This window comes from Streptomyces sp. NRRL S-31 (assembly GCF_000718775.1).
Taxonomy (GTDB): domain Bacteria; phylum Actinomycetota; class Actinomycetes; order Streptomycetales; family Streptomycetaceae; genus Streptomyces.
Genome location: NZ_JOCB01000039.1, coordinates 1 through 20,642 on the forward strand (window position 1 = coordinate 1; position 20,642 = coordinate 20,642).

Sequence of the window (20,642 nt, forward strand, 5' to 3'; positions counted from 1 at the left end):
CACCGGACCGGTGCCGCGGGTCCCCGGCGCCGCCTCGCCGGCCCCTCCGGTCACCGGCACCACCGCCCGCACGGCCGGGCCCGCCGGCGCCGGCGCCGCCCGCATGGTCCTCGGCACCCGGGCCGGGGGCGACCTCCGGGGCACGCCGTGCGCCGAGGACGGCCGGTGCCGCGCGGGGCAGCCCTGCGAGCCGCGGGGAGAGGGGGAACGGCAAGGCCAGGGGCAAGGCCAGGGACAGGGTCAAGGTCAGGGACAGGGCCAGAGTCAGGGGCAAGGTCAGGGCCAGGCGGAGCAGGGTGGGCCGAGCGTGTCGGGCGTGCCGAGTGTGCCCGGCGGGCAGGACGAACCGGGCGGTGCCGGACGGGAGGGCGGCGGCTGGGACGGGAGCGGTCCGGGCGGGGGCGGCTGGGACGGGACCGGGCAGGACGGCTGGGACGGGACCGGGCAGGACGGGGACGTGACGGGCGGAGGTGGCCGGGACGGGACCGGGCAGGACGGCGGCGACCGGGAGTGCGCGGGCTCACGCGGCGCGTCCTGTCCGGACGGCCGCGACTGCGCCGGGGCCGGGGACACCGGCGAGTGCGCGCCGGCCGGTCTCCAGCACGGTGTGGACGCGGGGCGGACGGACGACCTCGACGACTCCGTCCCGGCGCTCGCCGCCGGCTCCGCCCTGCTCGCCGCGGCCTGCGCGGGCGCCGGCTACCGGGTGTACGGCCGCGTCCGGCCGGCGGGCGGCCGGACCCCCGAGGTGTGATCCGGACGACTCGCGCGGCCGCCCATGGACGGCCGCCCGGTGGGTACTCACCCTTCCGGGAGCACCGCCGGACCACCACCGGCAGCGTCCGCCGCACCCGCGCACCACCCCACCGCACTACACCTGAACGGCACGGCCCGGGACACCGTCCCGGCCCGGACACGGCTTCGGCCCCTCTCAGGGGGCGGCAGCCCGCGAGGACGGCGCGGCCCGGCCGGGCCGCGGCACGACGGCACCACGGACCCGCGGAGGCGGACATGCGGCGGACGGACCCCGGGGCGCACCGCGGGGAGGGCCACGAGGACCACGGTCCCGTCCGTTACGGCCCCCCGCTCCCCGGCGACGGCCTGCCCGTGCTCCCCGAACTCTCCGCCGTGCTCGCCGCCGCCGCGGACCGCGCCGGCCCGCAGCCCGTCGGCGGCGCCCCCGCCCTGCTGGAGGCCGCCTGCGGCTACTGGACCCGCCGCGGACTGTCCTGCGTCCCCGACCAGGTGGCCGCGGGCCCCGGCGCCCCCGCCCTGCTGCTCGCCCTGACCGCCGCGCTCGCCGGCGACGGCGCCGACGTCCTCGTGCCCCGCCCCTGCGCCGCCTGGTGGGCGCCGTACGCCCGGCTCCTCGGCCGGCCCGTCTACCACGTGCCGACCCCCGCCGAGAGCGGCGGCGTCCCCGACCCGTACGCCCTGCTGGAGACCGTCCGCCGGGTCCGCGCCGAGGGCGGTGACCCACGGCTGCTGGTGTTGTCCGTCGCCGACGACCCCACCGCCACCGTCACCCCGCCCGAACTGCTGCACGAGACCGTCGAGGCGGCCACCGCCGAGGGCCTGCACCTGGTCAGCGACGAGACCTGGCGCGACACCCTGCACGCCCCGCACGAGACCGTGCTGCTCAGCCCCGCCGAGATGCGGCCCGAGGACGTCACCGTCGTCACCGACCTGGCCGGCGCCCTGCTGCCCGCCGGCTGGCCCGCCGCCGTCGCCCGCTTCCCCGGCACCGACACCGGCCGGCGCCTGCACGCCCGCGTGCTCGACATCCTCACCGCCCTCGACGCCCGCGTCGCCGCACCCGTCGCGGCGGCCGCCGGCTACGCCCTCGACGAACCCGCGCCCGTCACCGAACGCCGCGCGGCCACCGTACGACTGCACGCGCGCGTGGCCGCCGCCGCGCACGCCGCGGTGGTCGCCGCCGGCGCGCTCGCCCGGCCCCCGCAGACCGGCCGCCACCTGTACGCCGACCTCGCGCCGCTGCGCGAACCGCTCGCCGCCCGAGGGGTCGGCGACGCGCAGGACCTGGAGGACCTCCTCACCGCCCGGCTCGGCATGCCCGCGCCCGGCGGGCACCGCTTCGGCGACGACCTCGGGGCGCTGCGCGTACGGCTCGCCACCGGACCCCTGCTCGGCGGCACGGACGAGGAGCGCGCCGAGTCCCTCGGGTCCCCGGCGCCGCTCGAACTGCCGCACCTGCGGGACGCGTTGGCCTCCCTGCGGTCGGCCTTCGACGATCTCCGCGACGACGCCCGGCGATGGGAGACCCCTCGATGACGCAGCGGACGCACGAGCCCGGCCCGGCCACGACGACCCGGGCGGCCGGCGGACCCGGGGCACCGGCCCCCCGCGCCGCCCCTTCCCCCCCGCTGGCCGAGCCCCGCCCGCTGGGCGAACACCGGGTCTGGCCCCGCACCTTCCACGACCGGCTCACCGCGCCGCTGCCCGGCCTGGGGGCCCTCGCCCGCTTCGCCCGCGAAGGCGCCGTGCGCCCCGGCCCCGACGGCCTCGCCGACATCCCCCGACTGCCGTACGAACCGGCCCCGCTGCCCCGCGTCGGCACCCGCACCCTCGCCGTCACCTGGGCCGGACACGCCAGCTGGATCGTCCGCATCGGCGGACTCACCGTGCTCACCGACCCCGTCTGGTCCCGCCGCATCCTCGGCACCCCGGCCCGCGTCACCCCCGTGGGCGTGCCCTGGGAGGACCTGCCCCGCGTCGACGCCGTCGTCGTCAGCCACAACCACTACGACCACCTGGACGCCCCCACCCTGCGCCGGCTCCCGCGCGACACCCCGGTGTTCGCGCCCGCGGGTCTCGGCGCCTGGTTCCGCCGGCGGCGGTTCACCCGCGTCACCGAACTGGACTGGTGGGAGGGGGCGGAACTCGTCGGAACGCGCTTCGACTTCGTCCCCGCCCACCACTGGTCCAAGCGCACCCTCACCGACACCTGCCGCAGCCTCTGGGGCGGCTGGGTGCTGACCGCACCCGACGGACAGCGCCTCTACTTCGCCGGGGACACCGGCTACGGCCACTGGTTCTCCCGCATCGGCCGTCGCTACCCCGGCATCGACCTCGCCCTGATGCCGATCGGCGCCTACGAACCCCGCTGGTGGCTCAGCGACGTCCACTGCGACCCGGAGGAAGCGGTCCGGGCCACCCTGGACCTGGGCGCCCGCCGCATGGCCCCCATGCACTGGGGCACGTTCATCCTCTCCGCCGAGCCGGTCCTGGAGCCGCTCACGCGGGTGCGGGCGGCCTGGGAGAAGGCGGGGCGGGAGCCGGAGGAGCTGTGGGACATGCCGATCGGCGCCTCCCGGGTGCTGGAGTGAGCCGCGCCCGGCGGCGGCCACCGCGCACCCGCGCCCCGCGCCGTACCCCGTGCGGGAACCTCATCCGGCGGCCCGGACCCGCCGTATGAGCCCCGGGACCGCGCTGATCACCACGGTCAGCGCGACCGCCACCACCACGCCCTCCCACGGCTCCTCGAACAGCGAACCGCCCACTATGCCGATCACCTGGTAGGTGGCCGCCCAGGCGAGGCACGCCGGCAGGTTCCCCCGCGCGAACCTGCGCAGCGGCCACTCCGCCATCAGACAGGCCAGCATCACCGGTATGCGCCCGGCCGGGACCAGCCGGGACAGCACCAGCACCGCCACCCCGTGCTCGGCCAGCTTCTCCCGCGCCTGGGCCAGCCGCTCCTCCGGCGCCCGCGCCCGGATCGCCTCCAGCCACCGGGACCCGTTCTTCGACCGCATCCCGCGCCGCCCCAGCAAGTACAGCGCCGCGTCCCCCAGGAACGCGGCCAGGGACGCCGTCGCGAACACCAGCGCCAGCGAGACCGGCGCGGTCCGGTGGAACGCCACCACCGCCGCCGAACTGACCAGCGCACCCGTCGGCACCACCGGTACCAGCGCCCCGATCAGCACCAGCAGGAACAACGACGGGTATCCCACCGCCTGCTGGCCCGACCCGGTCGTCACGACTCTCGACGCGTCGACGAGCCACGTCACCGCGCGACCTCCAGCCGCACGCTCTCCCCGTGCCCCAGCTTGTGCACCGCGACCTCCGGCGCGGCCACCGCCGCCAGCCGCACGAACTCGTCCCCCGGCGAGTGGAACTCGTGCGGGCGCACCGCGTCCATGCCGACCGGCCAGTACGTCCCGTAGTGCACCGGCACCGCGGCCCGCGGTGCCAGCCGGGCCAGCGCCCGCGCGGCCCGCCCCGCGTCCAGGTGTCCCTCCCCGAGGAACGGCCCCCAGCCGCCCACCGGCAGCAGCGCCACGTCCACCGGCCCGACCCGTTCGGCCATCTCCTCGTACAGCCCGGTGTCCCCGGCGAAGTAGGTCCGCGCCTCGCCCTCCACGACGTAGCCCAGCGCGGGCGAGCGGTGCGGCCCCACCGGCAGCCGCCGCCCGTCGTGTAGCGCCGGCACCACGCGGACCAGCGCCTCGCCGATCCGCACCTCGTCCCCGGGCGCCACCTCGGCGATCCGCAGCTGCCGGAGCCGGCGCAGACCGGGCACCGCCCGTGGTGCGCCCCGGGGTACGAGCAGGCGCGTGCCCGGGTCCAGGCGGGCGAGCGAGGGGAGGTGCAGGTGGTCGGCGTGCAGGTGGGAGACGAGCGCCAGGTCCGCGCGGCGGGCCTCGGCGGGCGGCACGGCGCCCCGGCGGCGGCGCAGGTGCGCCAGCCGGCGGGCGAACAGGGGATCGGTCAGCACCCGGATGTTCGCGTCCTCCACCGTGCAGGTGGCGTGACCCCACCAGGTGATCTCCACCGGCACCTTCTCCGCCTCCTTCACGCGACTCCCCGAAGCCTACGGGCAGGAGTAGGGTCTGCGGCGAAACCCGGAGGTGAGAGGGACGCCATGGGACAGCTGCGGAGGGTGTTCGGCGTGTCCACGCCCGTGCGGGTCACCGCCATCGCGAGCCTGGCACCCCTGGAGGAGCTGGAGGCCGACCCCTTCCTCGTGGACTCGCGCAGCCAGCACGCCATGTGCGCCCGCTGGGCCGCCGAGCGCGGTTACGTGGTGGCCCGGGAACTCCTCGTCGGAGGGGTGCGTTTCGATCACGGGGCGCTCTGGGACGGGGTGCGTCCGGGGGTGGACGTGTTCGTGGCACCCAGCCTGCGGGTGCTGCGCCGGGCCCTGTCGTCGGTGGAGGAGTTCACCGCCGAGTGCGCGCGCCGGGGGGTGCGCGTGGAGACGGTGGGGCGGGCCGAGCCGTCGTACGACGCGCAGATGAAGGCGCGGGTGCACCGGCGCCTGTCGATGCCGACCGCCGGCTACGACGGCCGCTGACCCGGCCCGCCCGGGCGGCCGTCGCCCCGGGTGACCCCGTGTGACAGGGTGGAGCCGGGCCGGACCGGCCCGGTGCGACGAGTGGGGGTCCCCCCGGGCCGGAGGGCGGGGGAGGGGCCGGGACGTGAGGTGCGGGGCGTGCGAGGCGTGCGGTGGCGGCGGATCGCCAGTCAGATCGGGCGGAGCGCCGCCGTGTGGGCGGTCTCCACCGTCACCATGCTGGTCCTCGCCGCGCTGCTGCCCGACTTCCGGCTCCAGTCCGCCGACGGTGACAGCGCGACCCGCGTCACCGTCACCGCCGCCTTCGGCGCCGGCGCCTTCGGCGTCCTCTCGGCCGTGGTCTGGCCGCTGCTGGTACGCCTGCTGCTGCTCGTCCCCGCTTTCGTCCTCGGCCTGCTGGTCTTCTTCCTCAACGGCTCCCTGCTGCTGCTCGCCCTGCGCGTCAACCCCTCCGGCCACGGCGAGGTCGCGCCCGAGACCGCCGTCATCGTGGCCGCCGTGATGTCCGCCGTCGCCTCCGCCACCGGCGCGGCCCTCGCCGTGCGCGACGACGAGGCCTACCGCCGCCGGCTGCACCGCCTCGCCACCCGCGGCCGACGGGCCCACCCGCCCTGCCCCACCACCCCCGGCCTGGTCTGCGTCCAGCTCGACGGCGTCGGCCATGACGTCCTCACGGCCGCGGTGCGCAGGGGCCTGATGCCGACGGTCGCCCGCTGGCTCTCCGGGGACGACGGCAGGGGAACGGCCGACGGCGGGGTGCGTCCGCTCACCGGCCCCGCGCGGCCCGGCCCCCGGGCCGCCCGCCGGCCCAGCCACCGGCTCACCCCCTGGCGCACCGACTGGTCCAGCCAGACCGGTGCCAGCCAGCTCGGCATCCTGCACGGCAGCACCTTCGACGTGCCGGCCTTCCGCTGGTACGAGAAGGACCGCGGCGAGGTGATGGTCAGCAACCGGCCGACGAGCGCCGCCGAACTCCAGCGCCGCGCCATCCTGCGCACCGGCGACGACGGACTGCTCGCCGTCGACGGCGCCAGCCGCGGCAACCTCTTCAGCGGCGGCGCCGAGGAGCAGGCGCTCGTGCTGTCGATCGCGACCCGCCGCCGCGGCCGGGAGAACCGTTCCCGCGCCGGGTACTTCGCCTACTTCTCCGACCCCGCCAACGCCGTCCGCACCGCGCTGTCCTTCGTCGCCGAGGTGGCCCGCGAGATCGGCCAGTCCACCCGGGCCCGGCTGCGCCGGCAGCGCCCCCGCGTCGGCCGGGGTGGTCTCTACCCGCTGGTCCGGGCCTTCGCCACCGTCGTCGAACGGGACGTCGTCGTCGCCGCGGTCATGGGCGACATGCTCGCCGGCCGTACCGCCGTCTACGCCGACCTCGTCGCCTACGACGAGGTCGCCCACCACTCCGGTCCGCACAGCCGGGACGCCGAGCAGGTCCTGCGCCGCCTCGACCGGTCCCTCGCCCTCCTCCAGCGCGTCGCCGAACACGCCCCGCGCCCCTACCGGATCGTCGTCCTCTCCGACCACGGCCAGAGCCCCGGCGAGACCTTCCGCGCCCGCTACGGCCTCACCCTCGGCGACCTGGTCCGGGCCGGCTCCGGGCTGCCCGTCCCGCGCCGCGCCGAACGCACCCGCAGCGGCGCCGAGGCCCGCGTCGCCGTCCGCGCCGCGCTGCGCCGGCCGGTGGAGGAGAAGGGCGGCCACCTCCACCGCACCGTCCCCCGTCGCGAGCCCATCGTGCTGGCCTCCGGCAACCTCGGTCTCGTCTCCTTCCCGGACGTCCCGCACCGCATGACCAAGGAGGAGATCGACGCCCGCCACCCCGCCCTGCTCACCACCCTCGCCAACCACCCGGGCATCGGCTTCCTGCTGGTGCGCAGCGCGGAGCACGACGGTGTGGTGCTCGGCGCCGGCGGCGCCGAGATACCGCTGGACCGGCTCGACGACGACTTCGGCCCGCTGGCCCCGTTCGGCCCCGGCGCCGCCGACGCCGTCCGCCGCACCCACGCCTTCCCGCACACCGCGGACATCATGGTCAACTCCGCCCACGACCCGGCCGACGGCGAGGTCCTCGCCTTCGAGGAGCAGATCGGCTCCCACGGCGGACTCGGCGGTGCCCAGTCCCGCCCGTTCCTGCTGTCCCCGCTGGAGCTGTCCGCGCCGGTCGCGGACGGCGCGGAACTGACCGGCGCCGAGCGGATCCACCACGTCCTGCGCCGCTGGCTGAGCGAACTGGACGGACCCCAGGTCCCGCTCCCGGCGGACGTGGCCGGGGAGCGGGCCGCCTGACCGGACGTCACCGTCCGTTCACCCGGCATGGGCCGGTCCGCACCGTGCGCGGGGCCCGGATGTGATCGGATAGGGGACACGGGAACCCCCCACCAGTCCGACACTCGCGAAAGGAAGCACCGTGGCCACCACGCGCACCGCGCACACCCAGTGGGAAGGCAGCCTCCTCGACGGCAGCGGCGTCGTCACCTTCGACTCCTCCGGCATCGGCGAGCAGCCGGTCACCTGGGCCTCGCGCGCCCAGGAGGCGAACGGGAAGACCAGCCCCGAGGAACTGATCGCCGCCGCCCACTCCAGCTGCTTCTCCATGGCGCTCTCGCACGCCCTGGCCGGCGCGGGCACCCCGCCCACCCGGCTGGAGACCAAGGCCGAGGTCGGCTTCCAGCCGGGCGAGGGCATCACCGGCATCCACCTCACCGTGCGCGGCGAGGTGCCCGGTCTGGACGCGGAGGGCTTCGCCTCGGCCGCCGAGGACGCCAAGAAGAACTGCCCGGTCAGCCAGGCCCTGACCGGTACGACGATCACCCTCACGGCCGAGCTGGCCTGACGCCCGGACGCCTCCGGCCGCCGCGTCCGCCCCGGGCCGCGGCGGCCGGTGCCTTCGGGCGCCTCAGCCGCCCGGCCGCTCCCAGCCCCGCCGCTCCGCACGCGGGCCGAGCTGCCGGGGGTCTCGGGTCCGGTAGACCACGTACGGCCTGAAGAGGTACTGCACCGGCGCGCTGAACATGTGCACGAGCCGGCTGTACGGCACGAAGGCGATCAGCACCATGCCGACCACCGCGTGCACCTGGTACAGGACCGGCACGCCGGTCATGAGCCGCGTCCGCGGCCGGAGCGTGAACAGGCCGCGCGCCCACGGCCCGATGGTCGACCGGTAGTCGTACCCCTGGCCGACGGGATGCGCCGGCTTGGCGGCCATGCCGAGCACGAGCGCGCCGAGCAGCGGCACGTACATCGCCTTGTCGTTGGCCGTGGTCGCCCGGAAGACGGGCACGCGGGTGCGCCGGCGGTAGACGAGCAGCGCGATCCCGGCGACGGCCGGCACCCCGGCCGCCGTCCCGCCGTACAGCGAGAACAGGTGGTAGGAGCGCTCGGACACGCCGGCCGCGGCCGTCCACGACGCGGGCACGAACAGCCCGATCGGATGCCCCGCCAGCACGAACAGGATGCCGTAGTGGAAGACGGGGGAGGCGACGTTCAGCAGCCGGGACTCGTACACCTGCGACGAGCGGGTGGTCCAGCCGTACTTGTCGTAGCGGTAGCGCCGGACCAGGCCGGCCACCAGCAGGGCGAAGGCGAGGCAGGGCAGCGCGCCCCACAGCAGGACCGTCATCGGCGCGCCCCGGCCGGCAGGGTGACGCACACCGCGTCCAGCACGCCCGCGTACGGCGTGCCGAAGTCGGTCAGTCGCGTGCGCAGCTGTTCCAGGGCGTCGCGGTGTTCGGTCAGCAGGCCGGTGTCACCGGTCCGCGCGGTGAACTCCAGGACCGCCGGCAGGAAGTCCGGCAGTTCCTCGCCGCTGCACTCCAGGCCATGGCGGCGGTAGACCTCCTTGAAGCGGACCAGGGACTCCCCGCGCCGGCGCGTGTCGCCGTCGTGCCACCAGCTCAGGTAGAGGCTGTGCCGGTTCCTGAAGTCGAAGACCCGCACGTAGTGGGCGGCCAGTTCCCCGGGCGGGGTGACGGCCGCGTGGTCGGTGAACGCCCGCAGCTGCGGGGCGGCCTCGCGCACCAGCGGCAGCCGGGCGATGACGTCGTCGTCCGGGTAGGTCAGGCAGAGGGCCGCCGCCTGGTAGAACACCGCGTCCGAGGGCATCAGGCCTCCTTCGCGTCGTCGGACGTCTGCCGTCCGCGCAGCAGGTGGAAGTTCTCCACGCTCACCAGCGGAAGGCTCCTGCGGTCGGAGTCCCGGCCGAACGGACCGTCGCCGCCCATGCCGGGGCCGCCGGCGTGGTCGAGGCTGCGCTCCTCGGGCAGCGCCGACTCCTCCAGCCGCCGGGCGTCACCGACGGCGGCGATGGGAATGACGTACCGCTCCTCGTACTTGGCGATCGCCGGCAGCCGGTACATCGCCTCGATCTCCTCCGGTGCCATGCCGACCCCGGCGGCGATCGCCGCCGGGGGTTCCCCGCCGAGGTTGAGCGCCCGCATGTGGGCGCGCATCGCGGCCGGCTTCTCCAGCGTCGCCCGCACCGGCCCGGTGTCGCCCGCCGTGAACGCGTCCGCCTGCCGCCCGCCGGTCAGCGTCACGCCGTGCAGGTCGGCCGTGGGCGTCCCGGGCCGGAAGAAGCGGCCGGCGGCCAGCAGGGCCGCGCCGGGCTCCCGCGGCGGCTTCTGCGTGTCGGTCACGTGCGCTCCCTGGGTCCGCCCCGTACTCCGAACCTAGGGGCGGCCCCGGGAACCCACCCGTCCGGGAGGCCCGTACGGGTCACGGCGGGCGCGGGCCGCGGCGACGGGACCCCTCGGAGTCCCGGCGGCCGGGGTCAGAGGCTGTCGCGGTGCTCCCGCAGCAGCCTCAGGGTGCGCTGGGCGGACGCGGCCCGGGCCGTCATGTGGTCCAGCACCTCCAGGTGCGCGCCCACCTCCCGGCGCGAGTCCAGGTACAGCGCGCCGGTCAGGTACTCGGTGAACACCATGTCGGGCAGCTCCGGCTCGGCGAACCGGAACAGCGTGAACGGCGCGTACGTCCCCGGGTGCGGGCCCGCCGCGAACTCGGCGACCTGGAGCGTCACCCGGTCCCGGGCGGCGTACTCCAGCAGCCGGTCCAGCTGGTCCCGCAGCACCCCGGGCCGCATGCTCACCGGGCGCCTGAGCACCGTCTCGTCCATGATCACCCACAGGTGCGGCGGGTCCTCCCGCTCCAGCAGCCGCTGCCGTTCCATGCGCAGCGACACATGCCGGTCCACGGTCTCCGGCGACGTGTGCCCGATGGTCCCCGCCTCCATCACCGCCCGCGCGTAGTCCTCCGTCTGGAGCAGACCGGGCACGAAGTGCGGCTCGTAGGAGCGGATGATCCTGGCGGCGCCCTCCAGGCTGACGTACAGGCTGAACCAGTCCGGCAGCACGTCGTGGAACCGCTGCCACCAGCCCGGCTGGTTGGCCTCCTCGGCCAGCCGGACGAAGGCGTCGGCCTCCTCCTCGGCCACCCCGTAGGTGGTCAGCAGCACCTGCACGTAGGGGATCTTCAGCGCGACCTCGGCCATCTCCATCCGCCGCACGGTCGCCGACGCCACCCTGAGAACCCGGGCGGCCTCGTCGCGGCTGAGCCCCGCGGCCTCCCGCAGCTCCTGCAACCGCTTGCCGAGTACGACCTGTCCCACGGTGGGCGCAGCCCGCCGCTCACTCACAGCCACGCCCTCCCCTACGCGCCGAACAGCGGGCAGCAGTCTGTCACGAGTCGCCGTTTCGCACACGTGCCCGAGGTGACGGGGGTGCCGGCGGGGGTCAGCCGGCCCGGGCGCGCAGGTACTCGGCGGTCGCCGGGTCCGCCGGCAGGAACGTCTCGACGGCCAGTTCCGCGACCGTGACGTCCATCGGCGTGTTGAACGTGGAGATGGAGGACACGAACGACAGGGTGCGCCCGCCGTGCTCGACGACCAGCGGCAGCGCGAAGTACGGCACCGGCCCGGCCGGTTCGGCACCGGGCGGCTCCTCGGGCACCGGGTAGGCCGAGACCTCCTCGTGCAGGGCGCGCAGCCGGTCCGAGCGGTGCAGCGCGATCTCCCGCTCCATCTGGGCCAGCAGGTGCCCCCGCCACTCCCGCAGGTTCCGGATGCGCGGCGCCAGCCCCTCCGGGTGCAGCGTCAGCCGCATCGCGTTCGGCGCCTGAGCCGTCAGCCGCTCCGGCACGCCCTCCAGCAGCAGGACGACGCCCCGGTTCGCGGCGACCACGTCGTAGCCCGCGTCGACCACCAGCGCGGGATAGGGCTCGTAGCCCCGGATCAGCCGCTCCAGCCCGTCCCGCACCGCGTCCAGCGCCGGATCGTCCAGCGGGGTCTCCGGATACCGCGGGGCGTAACCGGCGGCCAGCAGCAGCGCGTTGCGCTCGCGCACCGGCACGTCGAGCCGCTCGGCCAGCCGCAGCACCATCTCCTCGCTCGGCCGCGACCGTCCGGTCTCCACGAAGCTGATGTGCCGCGCGGAGGAGTCCGCGCGCAGCGCCAGCTCCAACTGCGAGATCCGCCGCCGCTCCCGCCAGGCCCGCAACAACGGGCCGACACCGTTACCGGTCACGACGGCGGGAGCGGAGGTGGTGGGGGTCATGCCGTCGATCCTAGAGGTCACCCGGCCGGGGCCGGCCGTCGCGTCCGGAAGGGGCCGGAAGGGCTGAAAGGGGCCGGAAGAGGACGGAAGTTGCCCCGGAGTGCCGGGAGGGGTCGGAAGGGGTCCGCTCACCCCTGCTCGTGCCGTGCGAGCAGTTCCGTGTAGGCGCCCTCCGCTCGCCGGCCGGCGGCCGTGCCGTCGGGGGCGAGAGCCAGGAAGGTGTCCGTGGTCCCCGAGTGCAGTATCCGGCCTCCGGCCAGGACCGTGACGTGATCCGCGTCCTCGGCCAGATCGGCGACGTCGTGCGTGGACATGAGCACGCTCACCTCACCGCTGAGGTCCCGCATGAGGTCCCGGAAGACCCGGCGCTGGCGAGGGTCCATCCCGGCGGTCGGTTCGTCGAGCAGGAGGACCCGGGCACCGTGCACGAGGGCGGCCGCCACGCCGACCCGGCGCAACTGGCCTCCGGACAGGGCGGTCGTCCGGACGTCGTTCTGCTCCGTCAGCTCCACACGGGCCAGCACACGGCGTGCCGCCTTCCAGGCGTCGCCGCGACGCATGCCCTTCAGCCAGCCGACGTAAGCGACGTACTCGCGTGCGGTCAGGCCGGAGAGGGGAACGATGTCCTGCGGCATCCGGGCGACGTTCCGCCGGAACGCCTTCGACGTACTGGGAACGCCGTCGCACACGACCCTGCCGCTGTCGGGACGCACCACGGACGCGGCGACTTTCAGCAGGGTGGACTTTCCGGCGCCGTTGGGGCCCAGCAGGATCGTGAGCCCCGGGGGCATCCGGTAGTCGAATTCGCTGAGCACCGTCCTTCTGCGCCGCGTGATGCCGTGGCTGTAGCCGTAGGTGCAGGAGATCAGCTCAAGGGTCATGGGGAGTTCCTCGCGTATCGGATCTGAACGGTGACTCCGGCACCGAACATCAGGAGGGCCGCGGCCGCGGCGTGCGGCGCACCGAGGGGTTCCGGAAGGACGGTCCAGGGATAGGCGTCGTTGCCGGGCCGGAAGCCGCAGAGGCAGACCGTGAGGATCCAGGCCGTGGGCAGCAGCACACCCGGTCGGCCGAACAGCGCACGCGCGATGAGCATCAGCCCGGCCAGGAACAGGGTGTTCCGCCCGACCGCCCCGGTCACCGCGTCCTCCCACGCCGCGCCGGCCACCGCGCTCGCGGCCGTGGCGACGAGGGCGACGGCGACCACCAGCGCGGCGTCCAGGTACCGGACCGGGCGCACGGCCGTGCTTTCGGCGGCCGGCAGGCGTGTGTCCAGGCACAGTGCCAGGCCGGACACCAGAGGCACCGGAACGAACAGCGCGAGGACCACCTGGGTCGCTCCGCCGGTGAGGGAGGGCAGTGCCACCGAACCACCCTGGAACAGCACCAGGAGCAGTACGAAGAGGGCCAGGGAGGCCGAGAGGACGGTGTGGACGCGGTGCGCCTTCACCCACCACATCACGAGTCCCGCCGGCAGCCGGCGAGGAGACTACGGCGGTACCACTCGCCCTGTTCGCGAGGCTCGGCTGCCAGGACCCGGCGCACGGTCCGGCGGATCTCCTCCTCTCCGGCGAAGGTCCGTCCCCTTCTCTTCATGTGGGCGTTGTACGTGGCCTCTTCGCCCGTCACGCTGGCCGCCCACAGCATGACCTCGTTGCCGTGCACCGGATCGACCCGCCGGCACGGGAATCGCACGGCGGCCTGGGTGATCCGGTAGCGCAGTTCGCCCTGCCGCAAGCCGCTGGTGATGCCCACCCGCCAGGTGTCCGCCGTCGACGCGAGCGGATAGCGGCCTTCGCCCATGCGGTCGACTATCAGTTCCGGTGTTCCCGTGAACCCCGCGGCGCGCAGGTCGGCCAGGACCGACGCCGCCTCCTTCCTGACGGCGGCGACGTGAGCCGGACTGGCGCGCGGCACGCAGACCCGCGGCGCGTCTCCGGCGCACTCCATGGGCGCCCGGCCGCTCAGCAGCGGCGGGTTCGCCTCCCATCCCTGTACCGCTCGGACGGCGAGCACCGGGCAGATGACGGCCACCGCGGCGGCCAGCGCCCCGCGCACCACCCAGGGCCGCAGCGGCAGCCACAGCAGGGCGACACCCAGCGCGATCCCCCCGGTGAGCAGCAGATGCGGCAACAGGGACGTGTAAGCGGCGGCTTCACCGAACATCAGGGTCGTGGGGTACTGACCGGAAACGTGCCGCATCCAGAAGGCGTCGGTCGACCACGAGAAGGCGACGAGCACCCAGACGAGTACGGCCATCAACGGGGCGGCTACGACCGGCGGCGCGACGAGCCCGACACCGAACCCGATCGTCGCGTGCGCCACACACAGCAGCAGCGCCATCACCAGGGGGCCGAGAGCGGCCGGAGTGGGAAGAACGCCCGCGCTCCCCAGCGCGAGAGCCACCGGCAGAAGCAGCATGATCCATGCCGTGGCGAGGACGGGGACGATGCCTTCCCACGCCACTCGGTAGCGGGAGCGGACCGGGCCCATGGTCCAGATCCCGGCCCTTTTCAGGTGCGCGCTTTCCCATACCGCGAGGGCGGAAGCGAAGGCGTACGCGGCCGCGTACATGGTGCCCAGGGCGGACGACACCAACGTCGGCGCGTATCCGAACGCCTCCCGTGACACCCCGCTCCCGTAATAGTAGAAAAGCGACAGCAGTAAGGCGATGGGCGCCGCCCATTTCGCGCTGCTGCCCCACAGCATGGTTCGTATTCGCACAGGATTCTCTCTGGGGATGACGAGGGGTGCGTCGACGATTGAAGCACCCCTCATTTCACGTTTGTGCTACCTGCGATTAATCGGCCTGGGTGGTATCGATCGCGACCACTCTTACGTTCAGAAGGCCACCATCGGTGTCCTGTAGACGGAAGTAGTAGCCGTCGAGAGGAAGCCCCGTCCACTCTCCGGCGCTGACGGCGTCGTCACCGTTGAAGCAGTTCGTGAAGGTCTTGGTGCCGTGATTGGTGTCGGGCGAAAGAGCATTGTCCTCCCATAGGGCGACCTTCACCCATTTACCGGTGGCATTCTGCTGCGTGCAGTCCTTGAAGCGGACCTCGCTGTAGCTCTCGTCCTCCCAGCGGCTCGACTCAAAACCGGCGCCAGCACTCGTGATATAGCTCTGCCAGTTCGCAGAAGCGCTGGGTGCCAGTGCGAGAAGAAGCGCGGAAGCTATGCCGGCCGTGGCGGCTATTCGCTGTACGTTGAACACAGGCTCTCCTCCTGGTGCAGTAAAAATCGCGCGCACCGTGGAAGGGGCGCGCGCGGATGTCGGCAGTGATCGAGCGAACAGTATTTGATCGTTGTTCACCCGTCAATTGCAAGGTGTTTACCGTTTGCCGAAGGCGTGGATATCGGACTTTTGAGGATTCTCGGTGTCTATGTTCGCCTGATTAGTCCTCGTATGGGGCAAGGTTTTGCCGTCGCGCCCGTCGTGTCGATCCCGGATCGCTGACTCGTGAGGCAGTTGCGTACGCCCGCGGTGTCCTGAAAGTCATCTCATTTGGCTGATTAGGCCGCCGGTCAGGCACTGGCGGTGATCGCGTGCCCGGATCCTGGCACGGCTGGGGCTGCCCTGGGACACTGTTCCTGCACTTTGGGGTACCGAAGACGAGCGACCGGCGTAGTGCCGTCTTCCACCGACTGGGCCGCGAGAGGGTGTGCGCCTCACCCCGTGACGGGGACGCCTAGCGAAGGGAGTTTCGGGCATGGCTGTCGAAGCGTTGTCGCCGGAGGAGATCGAGGAGCGGCTGGGCGAGTTGCCCGGCTGGGCGGTGGAGGGGGATCGGCTCACCCGTTCCTACCGGCTCGGCTCGCACTTCGCCGCCGCGGCGCTGGTGATGCACATCGCCGGTATCCAGGACCGGCTGGACCACCACTCCGACCTGACCCTCGGCTACGACACCGTCTCGCTCAGCGTGCACACCCACAGCGCGGGCGGCGTCGTCACCGGGAAGGACTTCGCCCTCGCCCGCGAAGTGGAGGACGTCGCCCCGGGCCACGGGGCACACTGAGGCGCGTGCTCGACTACGAGAGGGAAGCCGACGTCTACGACGCCTCCCGCGGCGGCGAGGCCCGCGCCGAAGCCGCCGCGCGGGCCGTCCTCGATCTGGTCCCCGGGAGTACGGGCCGCCTCCTCGACGTCGCCTGCGGCACCGGGACCGTCACCCGGCGGCTCGCCGCCGCGCGCCCGGGGCTCCGGGTGACCGGTGCCGACCTCACCCCCGCCATGGTCCGCCGCGCGTCGGCGCGGCTGCCCGGCGCGGTCGTACGGGCCGACAGCCGCCGACTGCCCTTCCCCGACGGCACGTTCGACGCGGTCACCGCCATCTGGCTGCTGCACCTGCTGGACGACCCCGACGACCTGGACGCGGTCGTCGCCGAGTGCGCCCGGGTGCTGCGACCCGGCGGGGTGTACGTCACCACGGTCGACAAGGCCGCCGCGCACGACGTCGGCAGCGACATAGACGCCGTCCTCGCCGACCGCCCGCGCCGGCCCGCCGCGGACGCCCCGGACGCGGTGGCCGCCCACGCGGCCCGGCACGGCCTGGAGCCCGCCGGCCATGGCTCGTTCGCCGGTACCGGACAGGGCCGCAGCCCCCGCGCCACCGTCGCCGACCTGCGGCGCGGCTGGTTCACCCTGCTGCCGCCCGGCGAGCGGCGCACCGAGGAGTTCGCCGTGCGCCTGGCCCGGCTGCCCGACCAGGACCGCCCGCGCCCCGACCCGCGTTTCCGTCTCCGCGCGTTCCGCCGCGCGGCGCCCGCCGGGGTCCTCGGCAACCCGGCCCGCGGCTGCGGCGACTGACGGGTGATGTCCTGCGGCCTCCGGCCCCGACGCAGGGCGCCGCGGACGTGACCGGCGTAGGGGGCACGATTCCATCACAGGGTGTTCACATTTCGCTGGGTGTATGGATCACTTGAAGATCAACCAGCGAGATCGGCCGGCACGTCCTTGGGGGGCCACCATGAGCAGCGACATCACACCACCACCCATGCCGGGCTACGGACCGGCGGTCCCCCCGCCCGCACCGGCGCGGGGGCCCCGCACCGTACTCGTCGCCGTGGCCGCGGCCGCCGTCGCGGCCGTGGTCTCGGCCCTGGTCACGGCGGGCGTCACCGGCGACGGCGAAGCCGGGCCGGCGCCCACCGTGACCGTCACCAAGACCGCCGCCGCGGACGACGGCGCCGCCCCGGCGGACGACGAGTCCACGCCGGCCACCGAGGAGACCACGGCCGGCGAGGACGGCGCGGAGAACGAGGACGGGGTCTACGCCCTGGACGACACCGTCGTCTACGAACCGGCCACCGAGGTCGGCCTCTTCGGGCTCAAGCGGGCCGTGACCGGCGAGTACGCCGAGCCCGAGAACACGGCGTACCTCCGCTTCACCGTCAAGATCAAGAACGGCGGCAAGAAGGCCCTGGACGTCACCCAGCTCACCGTCGACTGCTCCTACGGACAGGACGGCAAGAGCAGCGAGTCGGTCTTCGACTCCGAAGCGGGCCTGGACGGCGGTCCCGACACCAAGCTGCTCCCCGGCCGCTCCATCAACGTGCCCTGGGGCTGCGAACTGCCCAAGGGCGAGAAGCTCGTCCAGATCGAGGTCACCCCCGACTTCGACTCGGAGGAGGCCATCTTCACGGGGAACGTCAAGTAGCGGACCGGGCGGGGGTGCGGCTCGTGGACGGCACCCCCGCCCGGTCGGTCCGGGCCGGGCGGGGACTGTCCGCCGCCGTACCCGGAGCCTCAGCGGGGACCGGTCATTCGAGCAGCTCCGCGTACGAGCCCATGGCCATGGCGATGTCCGCCTGGGCCCAGAAGCGGTGGTACGTGAAGACCGGCGCGGCGCCGCCCTTGAGATAGGTCTCGATCTTCGACCAGTTCGGGTCGCTCCGGTAGAAGGACCGCAGCGAGGCGAAGGTGGACGAGGCGTTGATCGCGTCGCCGTTCGGCATGGTGCCGGTCCAGCCGCTCGGCACGTACACCTTGTCACCGAAGCGGCCGTAGTCGGTGCGGGTCTCGGGGACGGCGATGCCGAGGCTGTCCTGGTGGTTGTCCCACATGCCGTCCAGCAGCGCCTTCGCCGTGGACTTGGCGGCCGTGTCACCGGACTTGGCGGCGTAGTACGTCAGGGTCCTGGCGTAGGCGGCGGCCACGCCGACATCGTCGGTGTAGTCGGCGACGGTGACGTGCAGCCCGCTGTTGGAGCCGGGGCTCGCGGCGTTCCACGTGTCGGGCTGGCCCGACCACTGGAGGGTGGAGGGGATGCGGTAGGTGCCGTCCGGGTTGACCGTGGTCTTGGACAGGGCCCACTTGACCCACTTGTCGAGGACCGCCTTCGCGTCGGCGTTCCCGGTCTGCTGGTAGTACTCGGCGACCCGCTCCATCGACCACGCCTGGAACCCGAACCACTGGTTGGAGGGCGGGTCGTGGTAGACGGGCTGCCAGTCGTAGTACATGCCGTAGAAGGTGGCGGCGCCGGCCGGCGGGGCGGCGTACCGGCCCTGCCAGCTGTTGGTCGCGCCGCCCGCGATGGCGCCCTCGGACGACTGGAGCCACCGGTAGAACTCCAGCTGCCGCTGGAGTGACTTGCCCCAGTCGGCCGCGCCCGTGGCCGACTTGGGCCTCAGATCGGCGACGGAGCTGAGCGCGTACGCGGCGAGCGGGTTCTGGTAGCCGCCGTGGACATGGCTGGAGCCGATCCGCCAGGCCCAGCCGGCGGAGGTGTCGGTGGCACCGCCCCAGGCGTAGTACCAGGACAGCAGGTAGTGCGAGGCGTCCTTGCCGGTGCCGGCCGGGCAGGACGGGCTCGCGCAGTTGCCGATCTTCTTGAAGTACTTGTCGTACATGGCGTAGCGCAGGTAGTCGCCCATCTTCGCGGCCTTGGCGACCGTCGCGGAGACGTCGCCGCCCTTGCCCTGCGCCCTGGCCCAGACGTCGGCCCAGTACGCGGCCTGCACGGCGCGCGAGTCCGCGTCCGGGGCGTCCGTGTACTTCCACTGCCTGGAGTAGGAGCTGTCGCCGGTGAACAGGTCCAGATAGCCGTTCCTGCCGCCGTACTTGAAGGCGTCGCAGGTCGGCTGCGGGACCGTCTCCCAGACGGACTCCTGCGCACCGCGCTGGAAGGTGTTGATGTACGACGGCCCGGTGGCCGTCGGGCCGGCCTCGCACTTGCCGGGCTCGTCGCCGTAGCCGTAGACGTTGTCCACGTCCTGGATCCAGTGCATGCCGTAGACGTCGTCCGTGCCATAGGCCGACTTCAGCTCACCGGCGATCGGGTCCGGGCCGACCGCCACGGAGGAGTCCAGCTTCGCCGGGTACTCGTCCGGGGTGTCCAGCTCGGGCGCGTACGTGGCCGGTTTGGCGGCGTTGTAGGAGGAGTTCGTCGGCTGGTCGGCGTGGGTCGGGATCATGTACTTCTCCATGACGTCCCACGCGCCGTTGAACTTCGACCAGTCGCCGGTCACCTTGCCGTACATCGCCTGGAGCCACAGCAGATAGCTGTACGCCTCCGAGGTGGTCTCGTGCCCCTGGTCGGGGGCCTCGACGATCAGCGTCTCCACCGAGTGGTACGGGATGCCCTCGGGGGAGAAGTAGCCGTTGGCCGGATTGGTGATCTTCCCGTACAGGTCCAGGAAGCGGGCGTCGTACGCCTTCGCCGCGGGCAGCTCCGTCACCGTCACCGTCGCCTTGGCATGGCCGGTCGCCGTCGCGGTGAAGGTCGCGCTGCCGGTGCCGGCGGAGTCCGCCGTGACGGTCACGGTCCGCGGGGTGTTCCAGTCCGACGGGGTGAAGGTCAGCGAGGCGCCGCCGGTCACGGAGAGGCCGGTGTTGCCGTCCGTGCGGGCCGTGCTCACCGTCACGTCCGCGCTCGGCCGGGTCGACAGCTTCACCGAGAAGGTGCCCGAGCTGCCCTGCCGGACGCCCAGTTGGGCCGGCGAGGCGACCACGGCCGGCCCGGCGGCGACGGTGATGCCCACGGGGGCGGACGTGGCGGACGCCCCCAGGCTGTCGTACGCCTTCGCCACCAGGGAATGACTGCCCACGGTCAAGCCGGAGGCCGGGAGCGAGTACGGCGCGCTCGTGTCCGTGCCCAGCAGCGTGGTGTCGTCGTAGAACTCCACCTTGGCGATGGTGGCGTCGTCGGCCGCCGCGGCGGTCGCCGCGAGGGGCACCGCGTCCCCCTGCGAGTAGACCGCGCCCGCGCTCGGGCTGGTCAGCACGGTCACCGGCGGCTGGTGGGCACCGGTGCAGGTGGTGCCGTTGACGGCGAACGAGGTGGGGGCGGTGTTGGTGCCGCTGTAGGTGAACTGGGCGCCGGTGGAGACGGCGGCGCCCGCGGCGATGGTGCCGTTGTAGGCGGCGTTCCGCACGGTGACCGTCCGGCCGGACTGGGACCAGGTCCCGTTCCATCCGCTGGTCAGCTTCTGGTCGCCGGTGTAGGCGTACGTCAGCGTCCAGCCGTCGACGGCGTCCGTGCCGCGGTTGGTGATCGTGAGTTCGGCGGTGAAGCCGGAACCCCAGTCGTTGGTCTTGTAGTCCACACCGCACCGCACCGTTGCCGCGCGTGCGGTCTGCGCGCCGGTGGCCAGCAGTGACAGGGGCAGGGCGAGCGCGGCGGCCGCCGCGGTCCACGACCGGCGCGCGCCTCTTCGTCTGCGTCCGGGATCCATGGTGCTGGTTCCTCCTTGCGGGCTCGCGGCTCGGGAGAGATCAAGGCTTGAACCAGTGGGAGCGCTCCCATAGTGGGGATCGGGTCAAGGGCGGTCAAGGTGCTTGA

Annotated in this window: 20 protein-coding genes and 1 pseudogene; 9 read left to right on the top strand and 12 right to left on the bottom strand. The window is 73.7% G+C overall.

The window, feature by feature from the left end; translation table 11 throughout:
- Positions 1-316 precede the first annotated feature (316 nt).
- From IF37_RS0117170 to IF37_RS0117180, 3 genes are all read left to right on the top strand, one after another.
- Positions 317-754 carry a hypothetical protein gene (locus IF37_RS0117170; RefSeq protein WP_158727351.1) on the top strand — a complete coding sequence of 146 codons (438 nt, stop codon included), beginning with the start codon at positions 317-319 and terminating at the stop codon, positions 752-754.
- Between the two features lie 257 nt (positions 755-1,011).
- On the top strand, positions 1,012-2,292 hold the full coding sequence (locus IF37_RS0117175; protein ID WP_030743013.1) for an aminotransferase class I/II-fold pyridoxal phosphate-dependent enzyme: 1,281 nt from the start codon (positions 1,012-1,014) through the stop codon (positions 2,290-2,292).
- On the top strand, positions 2,289-3,347 hold the full coding sequence (locus IF37_RS0117180) for an MBL fold metallo-hydrolase (RefSeq protein ID WP_030743015.1): 1,059 nt from the start codon (positions 2,289-2,291) through the stop codon (positions 3,345-3,347). The genes IF37_RS0117175 and IF37_RS0117180 overlap by 4 nt, the downstream gene beginning before the upstream one ends.
- 60 nt (positions 3,348-3,407) lie before the next feature.
- Here IF37_RS0117180 and IF37_RS0117185 read toward each other — a convergent pair whose 3' ends face one another.
- Positions 3,408-4,028 (bottom strand): DedA family protein, encoded by a 621-nt coding sequence (locus IF37_RS0117185; RefSeq protein ID WP_030743017.1) that lies wholly within the window; start codon positions 4,026-4,028, stop codon positions 3,408-3,410.
- Entirely contained in the window at positions 4,025-4,798 is a 774-nt protein-coding gene (locus tag IF37_RS0117190; protein WP_030743019.1) for an MBL fold metallo-hydrolase, read from the bottom strand. Before IF37_RS0117190 ends, IF37_RS0117185 begins: the two co-directional genes overlap by 4 nt.
- An 84-nt stretch (positions 4,799-4,882) precedes the next feature.
- Here IF37_RS0117190 and IF37_RS0117195 point away from each other — a divergent pair, with 84 nt between their 5' ends.
- The 3 genes from IF37_RS0117195 (at position 4,883) to IF37_RS0117205 (ending at position 8,147) form a co-directional block, all read left to right on the top strand.
- Positions 4,883-5,314 (top strand): hypothetical protein, encoded by a 432-nt coding sequence (locus IF37_RS0117195; protein WP_052845224.1) that lies wholly within the window; start codon positions 4,883-4,885, stop codon positions 5,312-5,314.
- A 138-nt stretch (positions 5,315-5,452) separates the two neighbouring features.
- On the top strand, positions 5,453-7,600 hold the full coding sequence (locus IF37_RS0117200; RefSeq protein ID WP_030743031.1) for a phage holin family protein: 2,148 nt from the start codon (positions 5,453-5,455) through the stop codon (positions 7,598-7,600).
- 121 nt (positions 7,601-7,721) lie between these two features.
- On the top strand, positions 7,722-8,147 hold the full coding sequence (locus IF37_RS0117205; protein WP_030743033.1) for an OsmC family protein: 426 nt from the start codon (positions 7,722-7,724) through the stop codon (positions 8,145-8,147).
- Between the two features lie 63 nt (positions 8,148-8,210).
- Here the strand turns inward: IF37_RS0117205 and narI are convergent, their stop codons facing one another.
- The 9 genes and pseudogenes from narI to IF37_RS0117250 all read right to left on the bottom strand — a co-directional run bounded on the left by narI (position 8,211) and on the right by IF37_RS0117250 (position 15,175).
- Positions 8,211-8,933 carry a respiratory nitrate reductase subunit gamma gene (gene narI / locus IF37_RS0117210; protein WP_030743036.1) on the bottom strand — a complete coding sequence of 241 codons (723 nt, stop codon included), beginning with the start codon at positions 8,931-8,933 and terminating at the stop codon, positions 8,211-8,213.
- Positions 8,930-9,415 carry a nitrate reductase molybdenum cofactor assembly chaperone gene (gene narJ / locus IF37_RS0117215; protein WP_030743038.1) on the bottom strand — a complete coding sequence of 162 codons (486 nt, stop codon included), beginning with the start codon at positions 9,413-9,415 and terminating at the stop codon, positions 8,930-8,932. The genes narI and narJ overlap by 4 nt, the downstream gene beginning before the upstream one ends.
- Positions 9,415-9,825: pseudogene (gene narY / locus IF37_RS0117220) on the bottom strand (nitrate reductase subunit beta); the annotation flags it as partial. The gene narJ and the pseudogene narY, both read right to left, overlap by 1 nt.
- Before the next feature lie 257 nt (positions 9,826-10,082).
- The gene (locus IF37_RS0117225) at positions 10,083-10,946 is read right to left on the bottom strand and encodes a helix-turn-helix transcriptional regulator (RefSeq protein ID WP_030743043.1); all 864 of its coding nucleotides are present in this window, start codon (positions 10,944-10,946) and stop codon (positions 10,083-10,085) included.
- Positions 10,947-11,043: 97 nt separating this feature from the next.
- A complete protein-coding gene (locus IF37_RS0117230) occupies positions 11,044-11,862 on the bottom strand; it encodes a helix-turn-helix domain-containing protein (protein ID WP_030743045.1) in 819 nt (272 codons plus the stop codon).
- 128 nt (positions 11,863-11,990) lie between these two features.
- A complete protein-coding gene (locus IF37_RS0117235) occupies positions 11,991-12,743 on the bottom strand; it encodes an ATP-binding cassette domain-containing protein (RefSeq protein ID WP_030743046.1) in 753 nt (250 codons plus the stop codon).
- Complete coding sequence (locus IF37_RS0117240; RefSeq protein ID WP_253915788.1) at positions 12,740-13,321, bottom strand: hypothetical protein; 582 nt, start codon at positions 13,319-13,321, stop codon at positions 12,740-12,742. The genes IF37_RS0117235 and IF37_RS0117240 overlap by 4 nt, the downstream gene beginning before the upstream one ends.
- A complete protein-coding gene (locus tag IF37_RS0117245; RefSeq protein WP_216725845.1) occupies positions 13,321-14,586 on the bottom strand; it encodes a hypothetical protein in 1,266 nt (421 codons plus the stop codon). The genes IF37_RS0117240 and IF37_RS0117245 overlap by 1 nt, the downstream gene beginning before the upstream one ends.
- A 76-nt stretch (positions 14,587-14,662) precedes the next feature.
- Complete coding sequence (locus IF37_RS0117250) at positions 14,663-15,175, bottom strand: hypothetical protein (protein WP_158727352.1); 513 nt, start codon at positions 15,173-15,175, stop codon at positions 14,663-14,665.
- A gap of 397 nt (positions 15,176-15,572) precedes the next feature.
- On the opposite strand from IF37_RS0117250, the gene IF37_RS0117255 reads away from it, so the two are divergent.
- The 3 genes from IF37_RS0117255 to IF37_RS0117265 all read left to right on the top strand — a co-directional run bounded on the left by IF37_RS0117255 (position 15,573) and on the right by IF37_RS0117265 (position 17,519).
- Complete coding sequence (locus tag IF37_RS0117255; protein ID WP_030743050.1) at positions 15,573-15,878, top strand: 4a-hydroxytetrahydrobiopterin dehydratase; 306 nt, start codon at positions 15,573-15,575, stop codon at positions 15,876-15,878.
- A gap of 5 nt (positions 15,879-15,883) precedes the next feature.
- Positions 15,884-16,669 carry a class I SAM-dependent methyltransferase gene (locus IF37_RS0117260; RefSeq protein WP_052845226.1) on the top strand — a complete coding sequence of 262 codons (786 nt, stop codon included), beginning with the start codon at positions 15,884-15,886 and terminating at the stop codon, positions 16,667-16,669.
- 160 nt (positions 16,670-16,829) lie between these two features.
- Positions 16,830-17,519, top strand: coding sequence for a hypothetical protein (locus IF37_RS0117265; protein ID WP_030743053.1), 690 nt, complete (start codon positions 16,830-16,832; stop codon positions 17,517-17,519).
- 103 nt (positions 17,520-17,622) lie between these two features.
- On the opposite strand, the gene IF37_RS0117270 is transcribed toward IF37_RS0117265, so the two are convergent.
- Positions 17,623-20,535, bottom strand: a complete 2,913-nt coding sequence (locus tag IF37_RS0117270; RefSeq protein WP_030743054.1) for a glycoside hydrolase family 48 protein — start codon at positions 20,533-20,535, stop codon at positions 17,623-17,625.
- Between the last annotated feature and the right edge of the window lie 107 nt (positions 20,536-20,642).

What these genes read in the sequence shown, in the direction of transcription:
- IF37_RS0117175 (WP_030743013.1), top strand. Translation starts at nt 1,012, where the DNA reads ATGCGGCGGACGGACCCCGGGGCGCACCGCGGGGAGGGCCACGAGGAC.
- IF37_RS0117180 (WP_030743015.1), top strand. Translation starts at nt 2,289, where the DNA reads ATGACGCAGCGGACGCACGAGCCCGGCCCGGCCACGACGACCCGGGCG.
- IF37_RS0117195 (WP_052845224.1), top strand. Translation starts at nt 4,883, where the DNA reads ATGGGACAGCTGCGGAGGGTGTTCGGCGTGTCCACGCCCGTGCGGGTC.
- narI (WP_030743036.1), bottom strand. Translation starts at nt 8,933, where the DNA reads ATGACGGTCCTGCTGTGGGGCGCGCTGCCCTGCCTCGCCTTCGCCCTG.
- narJ (WP_030743038.1), bottom strand. Translation starts at nt 9,415, where the DNA reads ATGCCCTCGGACGCGGTGTTCTACCAGGCGGCGGCCCTCTGCCTGACC.
- IF37_RS0117230 (WP_030743045.1), bottom strand. Translation starts at nt 11,862, where the DNA reads ATGACCCCCACCACCTCCGCTCCCGCCGTCGTGACCGGTAACGGTGTC.
- IF37_RS0117235 (WP_030743046.1), bottom strand. Translation starts at nt 12,743, where the DNA reads ATGACCCTTGAGCTGATCTCCTGCACCTACGGCTACAGCCACGGCATC.
- IF37_RS0117240 (WP_253915788.1), bottom strand. Translation starts at nt 13,321, where the DNA reads ATGTGGTGGGTGAAGGCGCACCGCGTCCACACCGTCCTCTCGGCCTCC.
- IF37_RS0117255 (WP_030743050.1), top strand. Translation starts at nt 15,573, where the DNA reads ATGGCTGTCGAAGCGTTGTCGCCGGAGGAGATCGAGGAGCGGCTGGGC.
- IF37_RS0117265 (WP_030743053.1), top strand. Translation starts at nt 16,830, where the DNA reads ATGAGCAGCGACATCACACCACCACCCATGCCGGGCTACGGACCGGCG.
- IF37_RS0117270 (WP_030743054.1), bottom strand. Translation starts at nt 20,535, where the DNA reads ATGGATCCCGGACGCAGACGAAGAGGCGCGCGCCGGTCGTGGACCGCG.